Annotated in this window: 16 protein-coding genes; 7 read left to right on the top strand and 9 right to left on the bottom strand. The window is 59.5% G+C overall.

Going from position 1 to position 17,702, the window contains the following annotated elements; genetic code table 11:
* Positions 1 to 164: 164 nt before the first annotated feature.
* On the bottom strand, positions 165 to 983 hold the full coding sequence (locus ABJH13_RS08445; RefSeq protein ID WP_348405783.1) for an ABC transporter ATP-binding protein: 819 nt from the start codon (positions 981 to 983) through the stop codon (positions 165 to 167).
* Positions 984 to 1,071: 88 nt separating this feature from the next.
* On the opposite strand from ABJH13_RS08445, the gene ABJH13_RS08440 reads away from it, so the two are divergent.
* Positions 1,072 to 1,251: a hypothetical protein gene (locus tag ABJH13_RS08440; RefSeq protein WP_348405782.1), complete on the top strand. Its 180-nt coding sequence runs from the start codon at positions 1,072 to 1,074 to the stop codon at positions 1,249 to 1,251.
* Positions 1,252 to 1,310: 59 nt separating this feature from the next.
* Here ABJH13_RS08440 and ABJH13_RS08435 read toward each other — a convergent pair whose 3' ends face one another.
* Positions 1,311 to 3,278: an AMP-binding protein gene (locus ABJH13_RS08435; protein WP_348405807.1), complete on the bottom strand. Its 1,968-nt coding sequence runs from the start codon at positions 3,276 to 3,278 to the stop codon at positions 1,311 to 1,313.
* A 195-nt stretch (positions 3,279 to 3,473) separates the two neighbouring features.
* Between ABJH13_RS08435 and ABJH13_RS08430 the strand changes: the two genes are divergently transcribed.
* Both ABJH13_RS08430 and ABJH13_RS08425 read left to right on the top strand, forming a co-directional pair.
* Positions 3,474 to 5,378: a PAS-domain containing protein gene (locus tag ABJH13_RS08430; RefSeq protein ID WP_348405781.1), complete on the top strand. Its 1,905-nt coding sequence runs from the start codon at positions 3,474 to 3,476 to the stop codon at positions 5,376 to 5,378.
* Positions 5,375 to 6,076: a response regulator transcription factor gene (locus tag ABJH13_RS08425; protein WP_348405780.1), complete on the top strand. Its 702-nt coding sequence runs from the start codon at positions 5,375 to 5,377 to the stop codon at positions 6,074 to 6,076. The genes ABJH13_RS08430 and ABJH13_RS08425 overlap by 4 nt, the downstream gene beginning before the upstream one ends.
* A gap of 18 nt (positions 6,077 to 6,094) precedes the next feature.
* Here ABJH13_RS08425 and ABJH13_RS08420 read toward each other — a convergent pair whose 3' ends face one another.
* Both ABJH13_RS08420 and fdhF read right to left on the bottom strand, forming a co-directional pair.
* A complete protein-coding gene (locus ABJH13_RS08420) occupies positions 6,095 to 7,294 on the bottom strand; it encodes a Zn-dependent hydrolase (protein WP_348405779.1) in 1,200 nt (399 codons plus the stop codon).
* Positions 7,295 to 7,360: 66 nt separating this feature from the next.
* Entirely contained in the window at positions 7,361 to 10,126 is a 2,766-nt protein-coding gene (gene fdhF / locus ABJH13_RS08415; protein WP_348405778.1) for a formate dehydrogenase subunit alpha, read from the bottom strand.
* 216 nt (positions 10,127 to 10,342) lie between these two features.
* On the opposite strand from fdhF, the gene ABJH13_RS08410 reads away from it, so the two are divergent.
* Both ABJH13_RS08410 and ABJH13_RS08405 read left to right on the top strand, forming a co-directional pair.
* Positions 10,343 to 10,996: a histidine phosphatase family protein gene (locus ABJH13_RS08410; protein WP_348405777.1), complete on the top strand. Its 654-nt coding sequence runs from the start codon at positions 10,343 to 10,345 to the stop codon at positions 10,994 to 10,996.
* Between the two features lie 12 nt (positions 10,997 to 11,008).
* On the top strand, positions 11,009 to 11,626 hold the full coding sequence (locus ABJH13_RS08405; protein ID WP_348405776.1) for a glutathione S-transferase family protein: 618 nt from the start codon (positions 11,009 to 11,011) through the stop codon (positions 11,624 to 11,626).
* Positions 11,627 to 11,663: 37 nt separating this feature from the next.
* Here the strand turns inward: ABJH13_RS08405 and ABJH13_RS08400 are convergent, their stop codons facing one another.
* The 5 genes from ABJH13_RS08400 to ABJH13_RS08380 are packed head-to-tail and all read right to left on the bottom strand — an operon-like array spanning position 11,664 to position 16,256.
* On the bottom strand, positions 11,664 to 12,395 hold the full coding sequence (locus ABJH13_RS08400) for an SDR family NAD(P)-dependent oxidoreductase (RefSeq protein WP_348405775.1): 732 nt from the start codon (positions 12,393 to 12,395) through the stop codon (positions 11,664 to 11,666).
* A complete protein-coding gene (locus tag ABJH13_RS08395; protein ID WP_348405774.1) occupies positions 12,392 to 12,955 on the bottom strand; it encodes a DUF3833 domain-containing protein in 564 nt (187 codons plus the stop codon). The genes ABJH13_RS08400 and ABJH13_RS08395 overlap by 4 nt, the downstream gene beginning before the upstream one ends.
* Positions 12,956 to 12,958: 3 nt before the next feature.
* Positions 12,959 to 14,188, bottom strand: coding sequence for an MFS transporter (locus ABJH13_RS08390; protein WP_348405773.1), 1,230 nt, complete (start codon positions 14,186 to 14,188; stop codon positions 12,959 to 12,961).
* A complete protein-coding gene (locus tag ABJH13_RS08385; protein WP_348405772.1) occupies positions 14,185 to 14,943 on the bottom strand; it encodes a DUF1365 domain-containing protein in 759 nt (252 codons plus the stop codon). Before ABJH13_RS08385 ends, ABJH13_RS08390 begins: the two co-directional genes overlap by 4 nt.
* Positions 14,940 to 16,256 carry an FAD-dependent oxidoreductase gene (locus ABJH13_RS08380; RefSeq protein WP_348405771.1) on the bottom strand — a complete coding sequence of 439 codons (1,317 nt, stop codon included), beginning with the start codon at positions 16,254 to 16,256 and terminating at the stop codon, positions 14,940 to 14,942. Before ABJH13_RS08380 ends, ABJH13_RS08385 begins: the two co-directional genes overlap by 4 nt.
* Positions 16,257 to 16,510: 254 nt before the next feature.
* Here ABJH13_RS08380 and ABJH13_RS08375 point away from each other — a divergent pair, with 254 nt between their 5' ends.
* Positions 16,511 to 17,035 carry a sigma-70 family RNA polymerase sigma factor gene (locus tag ABJH13_RS08375; RefSeq protein ID WP_348405770.1) on the top strand — a complete coding sequence of 175 codons (525 nt, stop codon included), beginning with the start codon at positions 16,511 to 16,513 and terminating at the stop codon, positions 17,033 to 17,035.
* 5 nt (positions 17,036 to 17,040) lie between these two features.
* Positions 17,041 to 17,700: a ChrR family anti-sigma-E factor gene (locus ABJH13_RS08370; RefSeq protein WP_348405769.1), complete on the top strand. Its 660-nt coding sequence runs from the start codon at positions 17,041 to 17,043 to the stop codon at positions 17,698 to 17,700.
* The last annotated feature ends 2 nt before the right edge of the window (positions 17,701 to 17,702 follow it).

The following is a 17,702-nucleotide window of genomic DNA, read 5'->3' as shown; positions in this document are numbered from 1 at the left end:
CTCATCAGCCGCATGCCCTTGGCCGTAAGTCGCAAAACACGTTTTCATCGACAAACGGCGCCGCCAAGAGAACCGTCTGGCCCTCTGCCTTGGTTCCGGTGAAACGCACCGACGGGGAAACAACCGCCCCGGTTTGACCGCGCATCGCTGATGACAGCTTTACATCAATCATGCGACACCCCCAGATACGCATCAATCACCGCCTGATTGTTGCGCACCTCCGAAGGCGTTCCATCCCCGATTTTCTTGCCATAATCCATCACAACCACCCGGTCGCTCAGGTCCATAACAACGCCCATGTCATGTTCGATCAAGGCAATCGTCGTGCCAAATTCGTCATTCACGTCCAGAATAAAGCGGCTCATGTCCTCTTTTTCCTCAACGTTCATGCCCGCCATCGGTTCGTCCAACAGCAACAAAGACGGCTCTGCCGCCAGCGCGCGCGCCAGCTCAACACGTTTCTTCAACCCATACGGAAGACGCGACACAGGCGTCTTGCGAATAGCCTGTATTTCCAGAAAATCGATGATCTTTTCGGCAACCTCCCGGTTGGCGGTCTCTTCCTTTTCGGATTTCCCCACCCACAGGGCCTGCGAAAACAACCCCGCCTTCATCTGGGTCAACCGTCCCGTCATGACGTTGTCCAACACCGACATCCCCTCAAACAGGGCGATGTTCTGAAATGTCCGCGCAATGCCTTGCCGCGCCACCTGATAGGGTTTCATCGGTGGACGCGGCGCGCCTTTGTACAACACCTGCCCCTCTTGCGGGACATAAAACCCCGAGATGACATTTAGCATCGATGACTTGCCCGCCCCGTTGGGCCCGATGATGGCGCGGATCTCTCCCTCGCGAATGTCAAAAGAGATATCTTTGATCGCCTCAACCCCTCCAAATCGCAGGGTAATATTGCGCATCTCCATCACTACGGCACCGATCTTACGGCCGTCTTCGGTGGTGAAACCTTCAGGCTGATCGAACATAAAAACCTCCTAACGTGCGCCGGATCCGCGAAAAATTAACCTTTTTGCGCTTATGCTCAACGCAGCAGCAATATGAGAGGGCGTCACAATGAGTAGTGATTGGGAGCGCACCTGCCTTATGTCGATGGCAGTCAAGCGCAAAGGCAAAGGCCTCAGCCGCGCCGAGGCAATTAACGACATCAATATAACGTTGCGCGGGTTTTCGACCCGTTTCCACATCAGCCAAGCCGTCAGCGCCGCCTACAACGGCCCTGCCATCGACCACTGACCAACGCGACGCATCGCGGGAAGGTGGGCGGGGCGATGGCGCAGCCGAGCGTCGTCCCATCATTCCGCCGCCATCCTATCCCCAACGACCTGCACCGCCGCAGATCGCACGTCCAACGCCGCCGAAATTGACCCTTTGCGCCCATCTTCATAGGTCACTTCCGTCACGGTGCTCACAGATGTCGACCCATCATAAAGCGCCGCAATAATATCGGCGTATTTCTCTTCAATGATCCGGCGGCGCACCTTTCGCGTCCGCGTCATCTCACCGTCATCTGCATCCAACTCTTTGTGGAGCACCACAAACCGGTGAACCTGACAGCCCGACAACATCTCATCCGCCGCGACAGAAACGTTGACCTCTTCAACATGCGCTTGGATCGTATCCATCACCTGCGGATGCCGGGCCAGCTCCTGATAGGATGCATACCCAATATTGTTCCGTTCCGCCCAATTCCCTACGGCTGTGAGGTCGATGTTGATGAACACCGTGCACTCATCCCGCCCGTTTCCGAACACCACCGCCTCCAGAATATTAGGGAAGAATTTCAGCTTATTTTCCACATATTTCGGCGCAAACAACGCCCCGTTTGCCATCTGACCCACGTCTTTGGCCCGGTCGATGATCCGCAAATGCCCCGTGCCGTCTTCGACAAACCCCGCATCCCCCGTGGCGACCCAACCTTCGGGGTCTTTGGTATCTGCTGTGCTTTCCGCGTTCTTGTAATACTCTACAAACACACCCGGTGACCGGTAGAACACCTCGCCAGTCTCGGCGATCTTCAACTCTACCCCCGGACAGCAAACACCAACCGTGTCGCTGCGCACCTCACCATCAGGGTGGGCCGTGATGAACACCGTCGCTTCTGTCTGACCATAAAGCTGTTTCAGGTTGATCCCCAAAGACCGGTAAAACTCAAAGATCTCAGGGCCGATCGCCTCGCCCGCCGTATAGCCCACCCGCACCCGGCTGAACCCAAGCGTGTTTTTCAGGGGCCCATAGATGAACAGCTCCCCCAGGTTATACTTGAACCGGTCCCATTGGCTGACAGGCTGCCCGTCCAAAATAGCCGGCCCCACCTTGCGCGCCTGCCGCATGCAGACATCAAACAGCCATTTCTTGAACCGCCCCGCGTCCTCCATCCGGATCATCACGTTGGTCAACTGCGTCTCAAACACACGCGGCGGGGCGAAATAATAGGTTGGCCCGATTTCGCGCAAATCAACATGCATCGTGTCGGCACTTTCGGGGCAGTTCGTGCAAAAACCCGTCCACATCGCCTGCCCGACAGAGAAAATAAAATCCCCCACCCACGCCATCGGCAGATAGGCCAGAATATCATCGCTTTGCTGCAGATCATCAAATTCAGACGATGATTTCGACGTCTCGATCACATTGCGATTGCTAAGCACCACACCTTTGGGCTTGCCCGTGGTACCCGACGTATACAGCATCACGCAGGTGCTGTCGTAATCCAGCGCTTCCTGCCGCGCCTTCAAAACACCGGACAATGCATCGCGTTTCGCCCGGCCTGTGCCCTGAACATGGGCGTATTCATGCAACGCCGAATGGTCGTATTTGCGTAAACCCCGCGGGTCAAGATAGACCATCTGTTCAAAATTCGGCAGTTGGTCCTGCACTTCGATGACCTTATCTACCTGCTCTTGGTCCCCCACGATCACGAACCGCGCGCCGGAATGTCCCAAGACATAGGCCATCTCTTCGGCCACCGCGTCCTGATAGAGCGGCACCGGCACCGCGCCGCACATTTGCACCGCCACCATAGACCAATACAGTTTGGGCCGGTTGCGCCCGATCACCGCGACAAAATCGCCCTCTGCAACCCCCAGATCAAGCAACCCCAACGCCAAGGCGTCAATTTCTTCGCGGGCCTCTGACCAGGTCCAGCTTTGCCAGATGCCATATTCCTTCTCGCGATACGCCGGAGCGTTCGCAAATGCGGTGGCATTACGATGCAATAACGCCGGAACGGACCGTAGTCCGGTGGCGGCTTCGATACGACCAATCAACTGTTGTCCTCCCAGACCTTGCCTTTTTCAGACAAGCGCGGCATTTCGCCGCCACATTGTTAACAATGTTCCTTTTACACTCGACGTCAACTTTTTCGTTATGATTTCACAATCCTTACGAATTGTTACAGCTGTCCCTCTGGGTGTCATCCGGTGCATAAACGACCTACGCATACCAATGCAGGAGCAGATGTGGCCCTATCCGAATCCAGAACCCAGGAGCTGACAGCCGCCGGGCTTAATTTGATTGGGCAGGGCCTCACAATCTATGATCATGATTTGCGTTTGGCGGTGTGCAACGCCCCGTTTCAGCGGATGTTTGATCTGCCTGATGCCTTGGTGACCCCCGGCGCCACCTTTGAAGACACCATTCGCCATCTGGCGCAACTTGGCGAATACGGGCCCGTTGCCGACACCGATGATTTCGTCGCAGAGCGGATCAAACAAGCCCGCGCGTTCGAGCCCCACTACATGGAACGCACCCGATCCAACGGGCGCACCATCAGCGTCGAAGGTGCGCCGCTGCCGCAAGGCGGGTGGGTCACCGTGTACACCGACATCACCCGCACCAAACGACAAGAAACCCTGCTGCAAGGCCGGTCCGAAGAACTGTCAGATCAGCTCACGACGTATGCCAAAGAACTTTCCAGCACAAACAGGGCCCTAGCCGCGATGAACGCCGCCCTGCAAGAGACCAAACGCGCCCTGACCGAAAGCGAGGCACGCACCCGGCTGACCACCGAAATGATGCCCGCGCATATTGCCCACGTGACCGGCGCGGGGCGGTATACCTATTCCAACAGGCAGCTTAGCACGGTCATTCCGGGGCGGCCTTCGGACATTCACGGGATGCACATCAGCGATGCCCTTGGGTCATCCGTCTATGACCGCATCGCGCCCTATTTGACCAACGCCTACGCAGGCCAATCGTCGGTGTTTGAGTTCACCGATGATGCCAGCGCCCGTCGGATCCGGGTGGCGTTCACGCCCGACACGCGCGGCGGTATCTATATTTTGTCGATGGACGTCACATCAGAAATGCAGGCGCGGGTCGCCTTGCAACAAACCCGCAGGCGGGCGTTGGCCGCGCAGATGACCTCGGGGCTGACCCATGATTTTTCCAACCTGCTGACGATCATTTTGGGGTTGCAGGCCAAACTGCTGCGCCACCCCGACCTGCCACAAGATGTGATAGAAATGGCCGATGGCACCTTGGCGGCGGCCAGACGCGGTGGCGCGTTGCTTGACAGTATCGCGGGGATCACCGCACAGCGCAGCCTGCGCCCCAAGGCCACGGATTTGCACCAGTTGATGGAAAACATCCGCACCCTTTCGGGCCACACCCTGCCCGATGATGTGCATCTGGACGTCCATGTAGACGCGCCGCGAACCGCCGTGATGCTAGACACCGGCATGGCCACCGACAGCCTGTTGAACCTGATCCTGAACGCCCGCGATGCTTGCGGTGTGGCCGGGCGCATCCATGTTGCGCTGCGCATTGTGCATGACACGTGGATCGAATGGCAGGTGTCAGACAGCGGGCCGGGGTTTTCGGACCAATCCTTGCAGCAGGGGTTTGATCCGTTTTTTACCACCAAAGGGGCCCAAGGGTCGGGGCTGGGCCTGCCGATGGTCTACGATATGACCAAACTGGCCGGGGGCGATGTGCGGCTGACCAACACCGGGCATGGCGCGCGCGTGATCCTGCGGTTGCCCTACCGGCCCGCCATGGACACGGCCCAGTCGCTGGTGCTGCTGGTCGAAGACCGCGACGACCTGCGCGCGCTTTATCGCGATATGTTGACTGGCCTGAACCACGCCGTGATCGAAGCCGCCAGCGCCGACGAAGCCAGCGCCCTGATGGCCGACCTGCCCGAGATCACATTGGTGTTGTCAGATATTCAATTGGCCGGCGATGCCACCGGCATTGACCTTGCAAACCGGTTGGCGGGCGATGTACCGATTGTCCTGATGACATCCCTACCCCCAGATGACCCACGCGTACGCGCCGCCCACACGGTGGCCCCTCTGCTGCAAAAACCGTTTTCTGCGGACGCATTAGGCGCCTTGCTGGGGCATTCAGGCCACGCGTCATGACGGCGCCCTTGGTCACTATCCTCGATGACGAGCCCGCCATCCGCACCATGCTCACCGAAGCTCTAGAGGACGCCGGATTTCGCACCCTCAGCTTTGGCCGTGCGCAGGCGTTCACCGCGGCGCTGGCGCATCATCAACCGGATGTTTGCCTTGTGGATCTGTCGTTGCCCGATACCGACGGGTTGACCTTGGTGCATAAACTCGCGCTCGAACAGGGGGCGATTGTGATCATCATTTCGGGGCGCGCGCTGGTACAGGACAAAGTCACTGGGCTGGAATTGGGGGCCGATGATTATATCATCAAACCCTTTGATCCTGCCGAAGTTGTCGCGCGGGTTCGTGCCCGCCTGCGCACCCCAAAACCCGCAACGACGCTTGGACAGGTGGCGCATTTCTCTGGCTGGCAGGTGTCTTTCGATCAATATGTTATCGAAGATGACAAGGGCCAAACCTATCCGTTTTCCCATGCCGAAGGCGAAATATTACGCCTGTTTTTGGAAAACCCCAAACGCCTGATCAGCCGCGCCCAGATGCAAGACCACTTGGGTGGTGCCGCAAGCGACAGCTTTGACCGGGCGATGGATGTGCGCATTTCGAGGCTGCGCACCAAGCTGCAAGAAGACCCTAAAAACCCGCAGTTGATCAAAACGATCTATGGCGCGGGCTACATATTCTTGGGCGACGTCACCTGGCGCTAACCGATACCTGACGCCCGTTTACCGCCGCGCCAGATCGTTCACAGCAGCGGCCAAAACCTGCACACCCGCGACCAAATCTGCCTCAGTGGTGTCTTCTTCGAACGCGTGACTGATGCCGCCAATCGACGGCACAAACAGCATCGCCACCGGCATCAACCGCGACACATTGGTGGCGTCATGCAACGCTCCAGACGGCATCTTGCGCCAGCTGCCCGGCGCCACATCACCCGCAGCACGGCATAGCGCGCCCTGCAATTCCGCGTCCATGCGCACCGGTTCCAGCCCCAACATCGGACCATAATCCAGTGTCATACCCCGGTCTGCGGCGACCTCTTGGGCGGTCTCGCGAATAATATCTTCCATCCGTTTCAAACGGTCCGTTTCGGCATCGCGCCACTGCATGGAAAACACCGCCCGCCCCGGCACGATCGACGACGCATTCGGGTGCAAACTAAGGTGCCCGATCGTCCAGACCGTTTGCGGTGTGACCACGTTGCGCAACCGGTCCCCGAGCTGCATATTAAAGGCCGACACCGCCTGAAATGCATCCTTGCGCAGATGCATCGGGGTCGTGCCCGCGTGGTTTTGCTGGCCACCAAAGGTGATTTTCATATCGCGAATACCGACAATATCGGTGACCACGCCAATCTGTTCTGCGGCCGTGTCCAGCGTGGGGCCTTGTTCAATGTGCATCTCGATGAACCCGGTAAATTGCGCCGGATCGACCTGCCCCGTCACCATCCCTGCGATGCCTGAACGTGCGTGCCCCAACGTCACACCGGCGTGGTCTACGAACGCATCGGCCTGATCCTGTGGCACTTGCCCCGACCACACCGCAGACCCGGTGGTCACGCCAAACCGCCCCTCTTCGTCCTGAAACGACACAACCGAGACACGCGGCCCGCCGTCACGCTGCGCCGCGCGTGCAATTTCGAGCGCGGCAATCACGCCCAACGCACCATCCAGCCACCCTCCTTCGGGTTGGCTGTCACTGTGCGAGCCCAACAACAACGACGGCCCTTCGGCCAAACCAAACAGGTTTCCCATCGGGTCCATTTCGACCCGCAGGCCCGCGTCGGTCATTTGCGTGGCCAGCCAGTCGCGCGCGGCGATATCGGCCTGGGAAAACGCGGGGCGGATGACACCCTTGCCCACACCCGCCGCACCAAAGCTGCGCAGCTTGTGCAAATCGGCCAGAAAACGGATGGGATCAATCATGTAGGGCATCTCCTTGAACGGTGCAGCCTAACGTACCGCCGCCATTGCCAAAAGAGAAGGCCACCCCTATTGCGCTGCCACCACATCCTGTGCTTTTTCGACACGCACCGCCGAAAATTTGAACTCCGGGATTTTACCATAGGGGTCAATCGCCGGGTTGGTCAGGATATTGGCGGCGGCTTCGACGAAGGCAAAGGGTAAAAACACCATATCAGGGGCCACCGCACGATCTTGACGCGCCATAATAGAAATGCGGCCACGCTTGGTCGTCAGCACCACATGTTCGCCCGGTGCCACGCCCAATTTGCGCAACGTGGAGGGATGCAACGAACAATTCGCCTCGGGCTCCAGCCCATCCAACACCGCCGACCGACGCGTCATTGACCCGGTGTGCCAATGTTCCAACTGACGCCCGGTGGTCAGGATCATCGGGTAGTCTGCATCAGGCACATCATCGGGCGCGATCACACTGGCGGGGGTGAACCGCGCGCGGCCTTCGGGGCGCGGAAAGCCATCGCCAAACACAATCGCCTGACCGGGGTCTTGCGGGCTAAGAGACGGATAGGTCACTGCATTTTCGTCAGCCAGACGTGCCCATGTGATGTTTTCGAGGCTGCGCATGTTCTGCTTCATTTCGGCAAACACATCTGCGGGGCCGGTGTAGTCCCAAGGCAGGCCCAACCGTTTGGCCAATTCCACCTCAATCCACCAATCTTCGCGCGCGTCTCCGGGCGGCGACACCGCAGGGCGGCCCATCTGAACCTGCCGGTTGGTGTTCGTCACCGTGCCAGATTTCTCGGCGAAGGCGCTGGCGGGCAAGATCACATCGGCGTAATTCGCGGTTTCGGTCAGGAAGATATCCTGCACCACCAGATGATCCAGCTTGGCCAAGGCATTGCGCGCATGTTCGACATCCGGGTCCGACATCGCGGGGTTTTCACCCAACACATACATGCCCTTGATCTTGCCCTCATGCACCGCATCCATGATCTCGGTCACGGTCAGGCCACGTTCGTTGGAGAAATCAGCGGTACCCCAGACCTTGGTGAACGCAGACCGCACGCCATCGTCGGTCACGGGCTGGTAGTCGGGCAAAAACATCGGGATCAGCCCCGCATCCGACGCACCCTGCACGTTGTTTTGCCCGCGCAATGGGTGCAGCCCCGCGCCCGGACGCCCCACCTGCCCCGTCATCAACGCCAGCGAAATCAGGCAGCGCGAATTGTCGGTGCCGTGGATATGTTGGCTGACGCCCATGCCCCAGAAAATCATCGCTGATTTAGCACCCGCAAAGGTGCGTGCCACATCGCGCAACACGTCCGCTTCGATGCCACATATCCCGGCCATGGCGTCGGGCGAGAAATCGGCCAGATGCGCTTTTTCGGCCTCCCAGTTTTCGGTGTAGGCGTCGATATATTGCTGGTCATAAAGACCTTCCTCGACGATCACATGCATGATCGCGTTCAACATCGACACATCGGCCCCCGGCCGGAACTGCACCATGTGGCTGGCAAAGCGTTTGAGCGCCTGCCCGCGCGGGTCCATCACGATCAGCTTGCCGCCGCGTTTGGTGAACTGTTTGAAAAACGTCGCGGCCACGGGGTGGTTTTCGATCGGGTTGCAGCCAATCACAATCGCCACATCAGCGTTTTCGATCTCGTTAAAGGTCGCGGTCACCGCGCCCGAGCCCACGTTTTCCATCAGGGCGGCAACCGATGACGCATGGCACAGTCGCGTGCAGTGGTCGACGTTGTTGTGGCCAAACCCTTGGCGGATCATCTTTTGGAACAGATAGGCTTCCTCATTCGTGCATTTGGCCGACCCAAAGCCCGCGATCTCGCGGCCCCGGCCCTTCATGCCCGCGGCGGCAAAATTCAACGCTTCGTCCCATGTGGCCTCGCGGAAATGCTCTGACCAATTGCCCGGATCCACATTCAACCCCTTGGCGGGGGCGTCGTCGCGGCGGATCAACGGTTTGGTCAACCGGTGTGGATGGTGGATATAGTCAAACCCAAACCGGCCTTTGACACACAGCCGGCCTTCGTTTGCCGGGCCATTGATGCCTTCGACATATTTGACCTTATTGTCTTTCACCTTCAACGACACCTGACAACCCACGCCGCAAAACGGGCAAATACTATCTATTTCTTGGTCAAAATCGGCGCTATCGCCGACCTGATCGGCATCCACCACGGTCGATGGCATCAAGGCGCCCGTCGGGCAGGCCTGCACACATTCGCCGCAGGCCACGCAGGTGCTATCGCCCATCGGGTCGGCCATATCGAAGGTCGGATAAGCGTCATGCCCGCGCCCCGACATCCCGATCACATCATTGACCTGCACCTCGCGGCAGGCCCGCACGCACAGACCACATTGAATGCAGGCGTCCAAGTTCACCGACATCGCCACATGGCTGTCATCCAGCAACGGGATGCGCCCGTCTTCCAGCTTGGGAAAGCGGCTGTGTGTAACACCGTTCACCGCGGCCATATCCCACAGGTGGCTGGATTTATCGTGGGCAACGTCCTGTTCGGGCTGGTCCGTCACCAACATCTCGACGACCATCTTGCGGGCGTTTTCAGCGCGGGCCGAATTGGTGGTCACGACCATCCCATCCACGGGTTCGCGAATGCACGAGGCCGCAAGGGTGCGTTCGCCTTCGATCTCGACCATACAGGCGCGGCAATTGCCATCCGGCCGGTACCCCGGCGCCGGTTTGTGACACAAATGCGGGATCACCAAGCCCCGCCCATGGGCGATTTCCCATAGGGTCATGCCCGGTTCGGCCGTGATGGTTTTACCATCCAGCGTAAAGGTGATCTTGTCGCTCATGGCACAACGCTCCCGCAGGTCTGGGGATGACTATATGGGCAACGCGCGCGCCGCCGTAGCCCCATTCCCGACATCTGGCGCCGGAATCGCGGCACACCGGTTTCCGATAGGCGGCACTCGTTCCTTTCTGGGCTGCAAAACGCGCGCGCGTACCGAGCTGCCCTTTTCACCCTGCCCCGCGTCGCCTACTAAGGTACGAACCCAACGAAAGCGCCTATGTCCCACATCACGCTCATACGTCACGGCCAGGCCAATTCCGGCGCGCAAGACGAAGCCAGCTATGACAAGCTTAGCCCGCTGGGGCATCAACAATCCGCCTGGCTGGGCGCGCATCTGCACGCGCAGGGCCAACATCACACGCGGCTGTATACAGGTACGTTGACCCGGCACATCGAAACGGCAGCCGCCATGGACACCGGGCTGGAGCCCACCCGCGATGCCCGCCTGAACGAGCTGGAATACCTGACGCTGTCGCATGCCCTAAAGGCCGAACATGGGGTGCCTTTTCCACAGGACGAACACGCCTTTACCAGCCACCTGCCGCAGATGTTCGACTATTGGCAGCGCGACCAGATCACAGATGCGCCCGAACGCTTCGGCGATTTCGAGGCCCGCACCCAAGCGGTCATTGCCGATATCGCCCAAGGTGACGGGCCCGCGCTGGTGGTCACATCGGGTGGCGTGATTGCGATGATCATGCGGCAGGTGTTGCGGCTGGATATCGCGGGCATGGCGCAGATCGCATTGGCCATCTACAACACATCGCAACACCGGTTGTTTCCGATTGGAGGCACCCTGTCGCCGACGTTGTTCAATGCGATCCCGCATCTCGAAGCCCCCGACAGGCATTACGCCCAAACCCACGTTTGAAAGGATACACCGATGCGTCTTCATTATGCCCCCCGCACGATCTCGATTGCAGTTGCCATCACCCTCGAAGAGGCCGGGATGGACTATGACACCGTCGCCGTTGATTTCGCATCCGGCGAGCAGACCAAACCCGCGTATCTCGCGCTCAACCCCAAGGGTCGCGTGCCCGTGTTAGAGACCGACAGCGGCTCTGTTTTGACCGAAACGGGTGCGTTGCTGGACTATATCGCGGCCCTTGCGCCCACCGCCAATCTGGTGCCCACCGACCCAGAGCGCGCCGCACAGATGCGCAGCGTGATGTATTTTCTGGCCGCCACGATGCATATCAACCACGCCCATAAAATGCGCGGCCATCGTTGGGCCACGCAGCAATCCAGCTTTGACGACATGGCGGCAAAGGTCCCCCAGACCATGGCGGACAGCGCGGCGTATTTCGTCAGTGACTGCCTTGAGGGCGATTACGTGCTGGGCGATCAGTTCTCGATCGCGGACCCTTACGGCTATTTGGTGTGCAGCTGGTTGGCAAATGACGGCGTGACGATGTCGGATTTTCCGCAAATCACCGACTTTCTGGCCCGAATGGAGGCGCGCGCGTCAGTGCAGGCTGTCAAAGCCAAGGGCATGCTGTGACGGCGCGATTTTTGGCACCGACACACCCGGTGTGGCCTCAGGAAAACAGCCGAAAATAGAGCCAATCCGGCAACAGTTGGCTGCCCCGAAACACCCATGAAAACAGCCGCGGGAAACTAACCTTGAACCGCATGCCATTCATGTGGCGAAACATCTGTTCTGCGGCCTCTTGCGGGGTCATCAGGAAGGGCATGTTAAAGTCATTCTTGTCGGTCAGCTGGGTTTTGATGAACCCCGGATTGGCCACCTGCACCTGCACGCCAGTGCGCCGCAGATCAGCATACATGCATTCGGCCAACGACATCGTGCCCGCCTTGGACGCGGTGTACCCGATGGATCCGGGCAACCCCCGAAACCCGCTGAGACTGCCGGTGATAACAATGTGCCCGGTATCGCGTTGCACCATGCCGGGCACTACCGCCCCCATCACCCGCATCAGCCCTGTGAAATTGATATCAGCCATGGCCGTGGCCCGTTGGGCATTCCAGTCCTGCGCCCCAAAAGGCCAATAAACACCGGCCAGAAACACCACACCATCGACGGCACCCACCGCATCAGTGGCCCGCCGGACACTGGCGTCATCCGCGACATCCATCACCTGATACGTGGCCTCGCCCGGCATTCCGGCCACCACCGCCTGCAGCTTGTCCTCGGATCGGGCTGACACAATAACATGCGCGCCTGCCGTGCTTAGCCGGTGCGCGAGCGCTGCCCCCAGCCCATCACCCGCGCCGATCAACCAGTACCGTTTGCCAGCCCAGGTTTTCATGCCGGGTCCTTTGGGCGGATCGTCGCGATCAATTCCGCCACTTTGATCCCAAACTTGCGAAACTGCGATCTGTTCATGATCGTGCCATTCGGCGTGAGATACATCCAATCCAGTGTCTTTAGCACGTGCCCGCCAGCGTTGTCTGGCAAGCGGATCTTGTAGGTCAACATAACCGCCGGCCCGGTTTGGCGGCCAGCGCCTTGGCCCACCACATCATCGGCCGTCGCCGCAAGCGCGCCCGTATCGGTGACCTGTAGGTGCCATTTGCGGTCTTGGGTGCTGCCGTCATCATACACGAAATGTTCGTCTATGACGCCGGTGTTGCCATCCCACGTGCAGTCAAAATCAGCGACAAACCGGCTGCTGACGCGCCCCAGCGGGCCATAAATCACACCTTCGCACAGCATCGGGCCGTTCAGATGCGCGCGCACGTCGAAATCGGGCGTGCCGTCTTCGTAGTCTTCGGGGGTTTGCGCCACAAAGCCTGTCATTCGCCCCAGCACCCAACACAGCACCAGCGCACCAAGGGCCCCCACACTCAGACACATCCAGACAGACATACGTCAGACCTCGCTCAAATCGGTTATGGTCAGCAGCGCAATCGCGACAATTTTCAACCCACATGGCACGGCCGCATAGAGCAACGCCAGTAAGACCAAAGCATCCTGCGGGTTGTCGGCCGCGCCACTTTGGAAACCCGCGCTGTCCAACAAAGGCAGCAAGATCACCGCAGCAAAGGCCAGCGTCAGTTTAGACACAAACGACCACACCCCAAACCCTTCGGCCGCAGAGGGCGCGATCTGTGCCATACGGTTCGCAAAAAGCGCCGGAAGCAGCGTCAGATCTGCGCCCAACGTCGCCCCGGATGCGATACAGATCACCGCAAAGAGCGCCCAGTCGCCTGGCCCCAACGTCAGGGTCATGCCAAACGCCCCGATGGCCAGAACCATCGCCAGGATCAGCACGTCTTTGGCGCCAAACCGTTCGGCCAGCGCACCCCAAATAGGCGCGGTCAGTGCTGCGGATAGAAAGAAGATCAGCAACAGCGGCCCTTCGTACCCCGGCGCGTCCAGTTTGCTTTCGACATAGAACAAAAACAACGTCGAGCTTACAGCCACCGGTGCCGCATTCACCAGCGCGATCAACAGCAACCGTCGCGCCAGTTTATCCCGTAGGACAACGCCAAACCCGGCAGAGGCCGCCAAACCGGCTGTGTTCCATTCCATGCGCATGGCCAGTGCGGCCAGCCCCGCCAGCCCCGCAAAACCCACCGCAAACCACGTAAAAGGTGCATCGAACCCCGACAACCCCACAGGCGCAACCGCCGCGAGGCACACCCCCAACAACGCCCCCGTTTCGCGCCACCGTGCAAGCCGGAAGTGCCCCTGCCCCTGCATGGCGATCCCTTTGACAACGCCCTGTGCGTAGAAATTGATGGTCAGGAAACTAAAGGCCGAAAACACAAGTGTCAGCGCCAGCCCAAACCACACCAGCGGTGGCAGCAAAGGCGGCACTGCAAACAGCGCCAGCATGCCCAACGCGATGACACCGCACCCCAAAGCCACCGCCGCCCCACGCCTGTCGCGCAACCGTTCAGCCAATTTGCCCAGCAGCGGGTCTTGAACCACGTCCAACAGGCGCAACCCAAACAACACCGCCCCCAGTGCGGCCAAAGACACGCCAAATTCGTCTACGTAGAACTTGGGCGCGTGTATATAAATCGGCAACCCTGCGGCGGCCAGCAGGGCGGCAAACAACGAATAGGCTGGCAGACGCTCGGCGCTTTGCGTCACCGCGACACCTCTTTTTCGGGCGGGGCAGGGCGGGGGCGATACCGCGCGCCTTTCCACCAGAGTTTCAGCGCCTGCCAATGGATCAACGCCAGCACCCGGCGGGCCCCAAGTGGGCGCAAGAGCGCGAATCGTAGAATACCGGCAGTGCTGAGCGGTTTGCGCGCGCCCGTCAGCGTTGCGATCAGGCCACCGTCGCTGCGGGCATAGTCGATCCAGATGCCGACCTTGGCCTCGCAAATATCAAAGCGAAACTTATACCCCCCCTCTGCGGGCTGGAAGGGCGACACGTGAAATATCTTGGCGGCTGTCAATGTATCACTGGGCGCGATTGGGCGCAGATCCGGGTGGTGGCACAAATAACTGTGCCGGTCGCCAAAGGTGTTGCTGACCTCGGCAATCACAGCCACCAACGCATCCTGCGGGCCCCGGCACAACCAAAAGCTAACCGGGTTGAACACATGCCCCAACACCCGCGGCTGGGCCAGCAATTCAATGCGCGCGATGTCGTTGATCTGGTGCGCGCGCAACACGTCGCGGACCCAATGCGCGCCCCGCCCGGCCTTGGGCGCACCCCCATGGTCAACGTCATGCAGGGACGTCAGCGATGCACCGTTGCGCGCAAACAGCCACGGCGTTTTCACCTGCGCTTCGGCATCGAGCAACACGTAATCCACCGAATACCGAAAGGAATTTTCCACCGACCCTTTGCGGCCATGAAACGTCTGACCTGCGATATGATCGACGCCTGTGGTCATTCTGCGGCGACCCGGTTGTGTTCTGCGGTGTTGAGCGCGCGTGCCACGTCAACCGCGCTAGATAGCCCGTCTTCGTGGAACCCGTTTTTCATCCAAGCCCCGCAAAACCACGTGTTGGCCGTGCCATTAAACGATGCCACCTGCTGCTGCGCATCCAGCGCGGCCAAATCATACACCGGATGACGCAGGGTCACCTGATCGTAGATCAGATCTTCGCGGATGGTCCGCTGGGTGTTGAGCGTCACGAAATGCAGGTCATCCGCCGGGATCGGTTGCAGGGAGTTCATCCAGTAGGTCAGGTCAATCCGGTCGGAAGGCGCGCCTTTGTCTTCGGTGTAGTTCCAGCTTGCCCAGGTTTTGCGGCGCTTGGGCATGATGCCCGTATCCGCATGCAGGACGATGTCATTGGGCTGGTAGGCGACGGCCCCCAAGGCGCGTGTTTCTTGCGGGGACGGATCCCCTAGCAGGCGCAGCGTGTCATCGGAATGGGTCGCGAATACCACGTGATCAAACGCTTCTGCCCCGGCGCCAGCGGTCTTGACCGTAATCTGCCCCAGCGACCGCACCACCGATTGCACAGCCCCCCCAAGACGCATCTGCACGTCTGCCTGCCGCAGTGCAGCATCAAGCCGCGTGACGTATTGCGTCGACCCGCCGTCAACGGTGTACCATTGATGTTGGCCATGCACCCCCAGCAACGCGTGGTTCTTGAAGAACTCGATCAACGCATGTGCCGGGAAATCCATGATCTTGTCAGTCGGGGTCGACCAGATCGCGCCGGACAGCGGCAGCAGGTAATAGTCCCTGAACCAGCGCCCGGTGCCCAATTTGTCAAGGAAATCACCCAAGCTCAGGCTGGGGTCTTGGGCCACCTCGACCGCACGTTTGTTAAACCGCATGATATCGCAGATCATCCCCAAAAACGCAGGGTTGGCGGCATTCTTGCGCTGCGCAAACAGCGCATCCAGCGACGTCAGCGCATATTCCAACCGGCCGCCATCAATAGAGGCCCCAAAGCTCATGCTGGATTTCACAACCGGCACATCCAGCTGTTCAAAAAGCGCCGACATAAACGGGTAATTCGCATGGTTGAACACGATAAACCCCGTATCAACAGGTTGGTCCCCGCGCTTTCCCGCCATCACCGTCCGGGCGTGGCCACCCAGCCGCGGTTCGGCCTCAAACAAGGTGACAGTGTGGTGTTTGCTTAGCATGTAGGCCGCGCCCATGCCCGATATCCCGCCGCCAATGACGGCGATCTTTCGGCGTGGGGTATGAGAGAAGGTGCCTGTCGTCAGGGCGTCAAAGGGCATGGTCAGGCTGTCCGTTCTTGCAGGTGTGTTCTTTTTTTATACGGCGGTTGGTGCAAATTGGATGCATTGCTGCGCAACATTGTTTTTTTGATCCAGCTTTGCATCTGCGGCGTACCCTGAACATGTTGGCAAAGTTTGATATCATTCAACAAGACGTCCCGATGCGCGCGGTCCTTGGCCCTGCGTGGGGCGAACCTTTGTCGTTAAAGAAAGCTGGGCGAAATCACGTGACTGCCAAGACTGGATCGAAACGAATGTTGTGGGTGGACCATATTGCCCGCATTCGGGATCACCAAGACAAACAGGCCTTTGCCGAATTGTTTCACCACTTTGCCCCGCGCGTGAAGGGATTTTTGATCAACTCGGGCGCCGACGCGACGCTGGCCGAAGAATGCGCCCAAGATGTGATGGCGACGCTCTGGAACAAATCGCATCAATTCGATCCTGCGCGGGCCTCTGTCGCCACGTGGATCTTTACCATCGCACGGAATCGCAAGATCGACCTGCTGCGGCGTCAGCGGCGGCCAGACCCCGAAGACCTGACGTGGGGCCCCCAAGAAGAACCTGACCAGACAGACGTTTTAGCCCTGCAACAAGAAACCATAGCATTGGGCGCGGCATTGGCTGAATTGCCAGCCGCCCAACGCGACCTGATAGAAAAGGCATATTTCGGGGATCTCACCCACAGTGAAATCGCCACACAAACCGGTCTGCCCTTGGGCACGATCAAATCGCGAATACGGTTGGCGCTGGACCGCTTGCGCCACGCAATGAAGTGAGTGATATGACACAGATCATCAAACATCACCTGAACGACGCAATCCTGATGGCCTATGCTGCGGGGTCACTGCCCGAGGCGTTCAACCTTATGGTGGCCTCGCATCTGTCGCTATGCGACACATGCCGCGCCAAGGCCGAAACCTACGAAGCCTTGGGCGGCGAGGTCCTGGAACAAATGCAAGCGAACGCGGCGATCCCGCTGGATGCAGTCAGCCTTGACGCCACGTTGGCCCTGATCGCTGGCGGCCCTGTCGACACCGTGCCCCCCATGGCGCACAGCTGTGGCGTGCTGCCCCGACCGTTGCGCGACTATGTCGGCGGTGATCTGAACGATGTCCGCTGGAAACCCATCGGTATGGGCGTCAAACAGGCGATCCTCCCCACGTCACGCGATGCATCGGCGCGGTTGTTGTTGATCCCCGCGGGTACGGCGATGCCGGACCATGGGCATCACGGCACCGAAATGACGATGGTTCTGAAAGGCGCGTTTCAGGATGATGACGCCTATTTCGCACGTGGTGATGTGGAAATCGCAGGCAGCGACTTGCATCACACCCCGGTTGCGGACATCCACGAAGACTGCATTTGTCTGGCCGTCGCCGATGCGCCGTTGCAGTTTGACCGGCTGATCCCCAAAATCGCGCAACGGTTTTTGCGTATCTGAAC

The organism is Roseobacter sp. (assembly GCF_039970775.1).
Lineage (GTDB): Bacteria > Pseudomonadota > Alphaproteobacteria > Rhodobacterales > Rhodobacteraceae > Roseobacter.
Note: the sequence above shows the minus strand (reverse complement) of the source record. Positions and strands in the feature narration are given on the sequence as shown.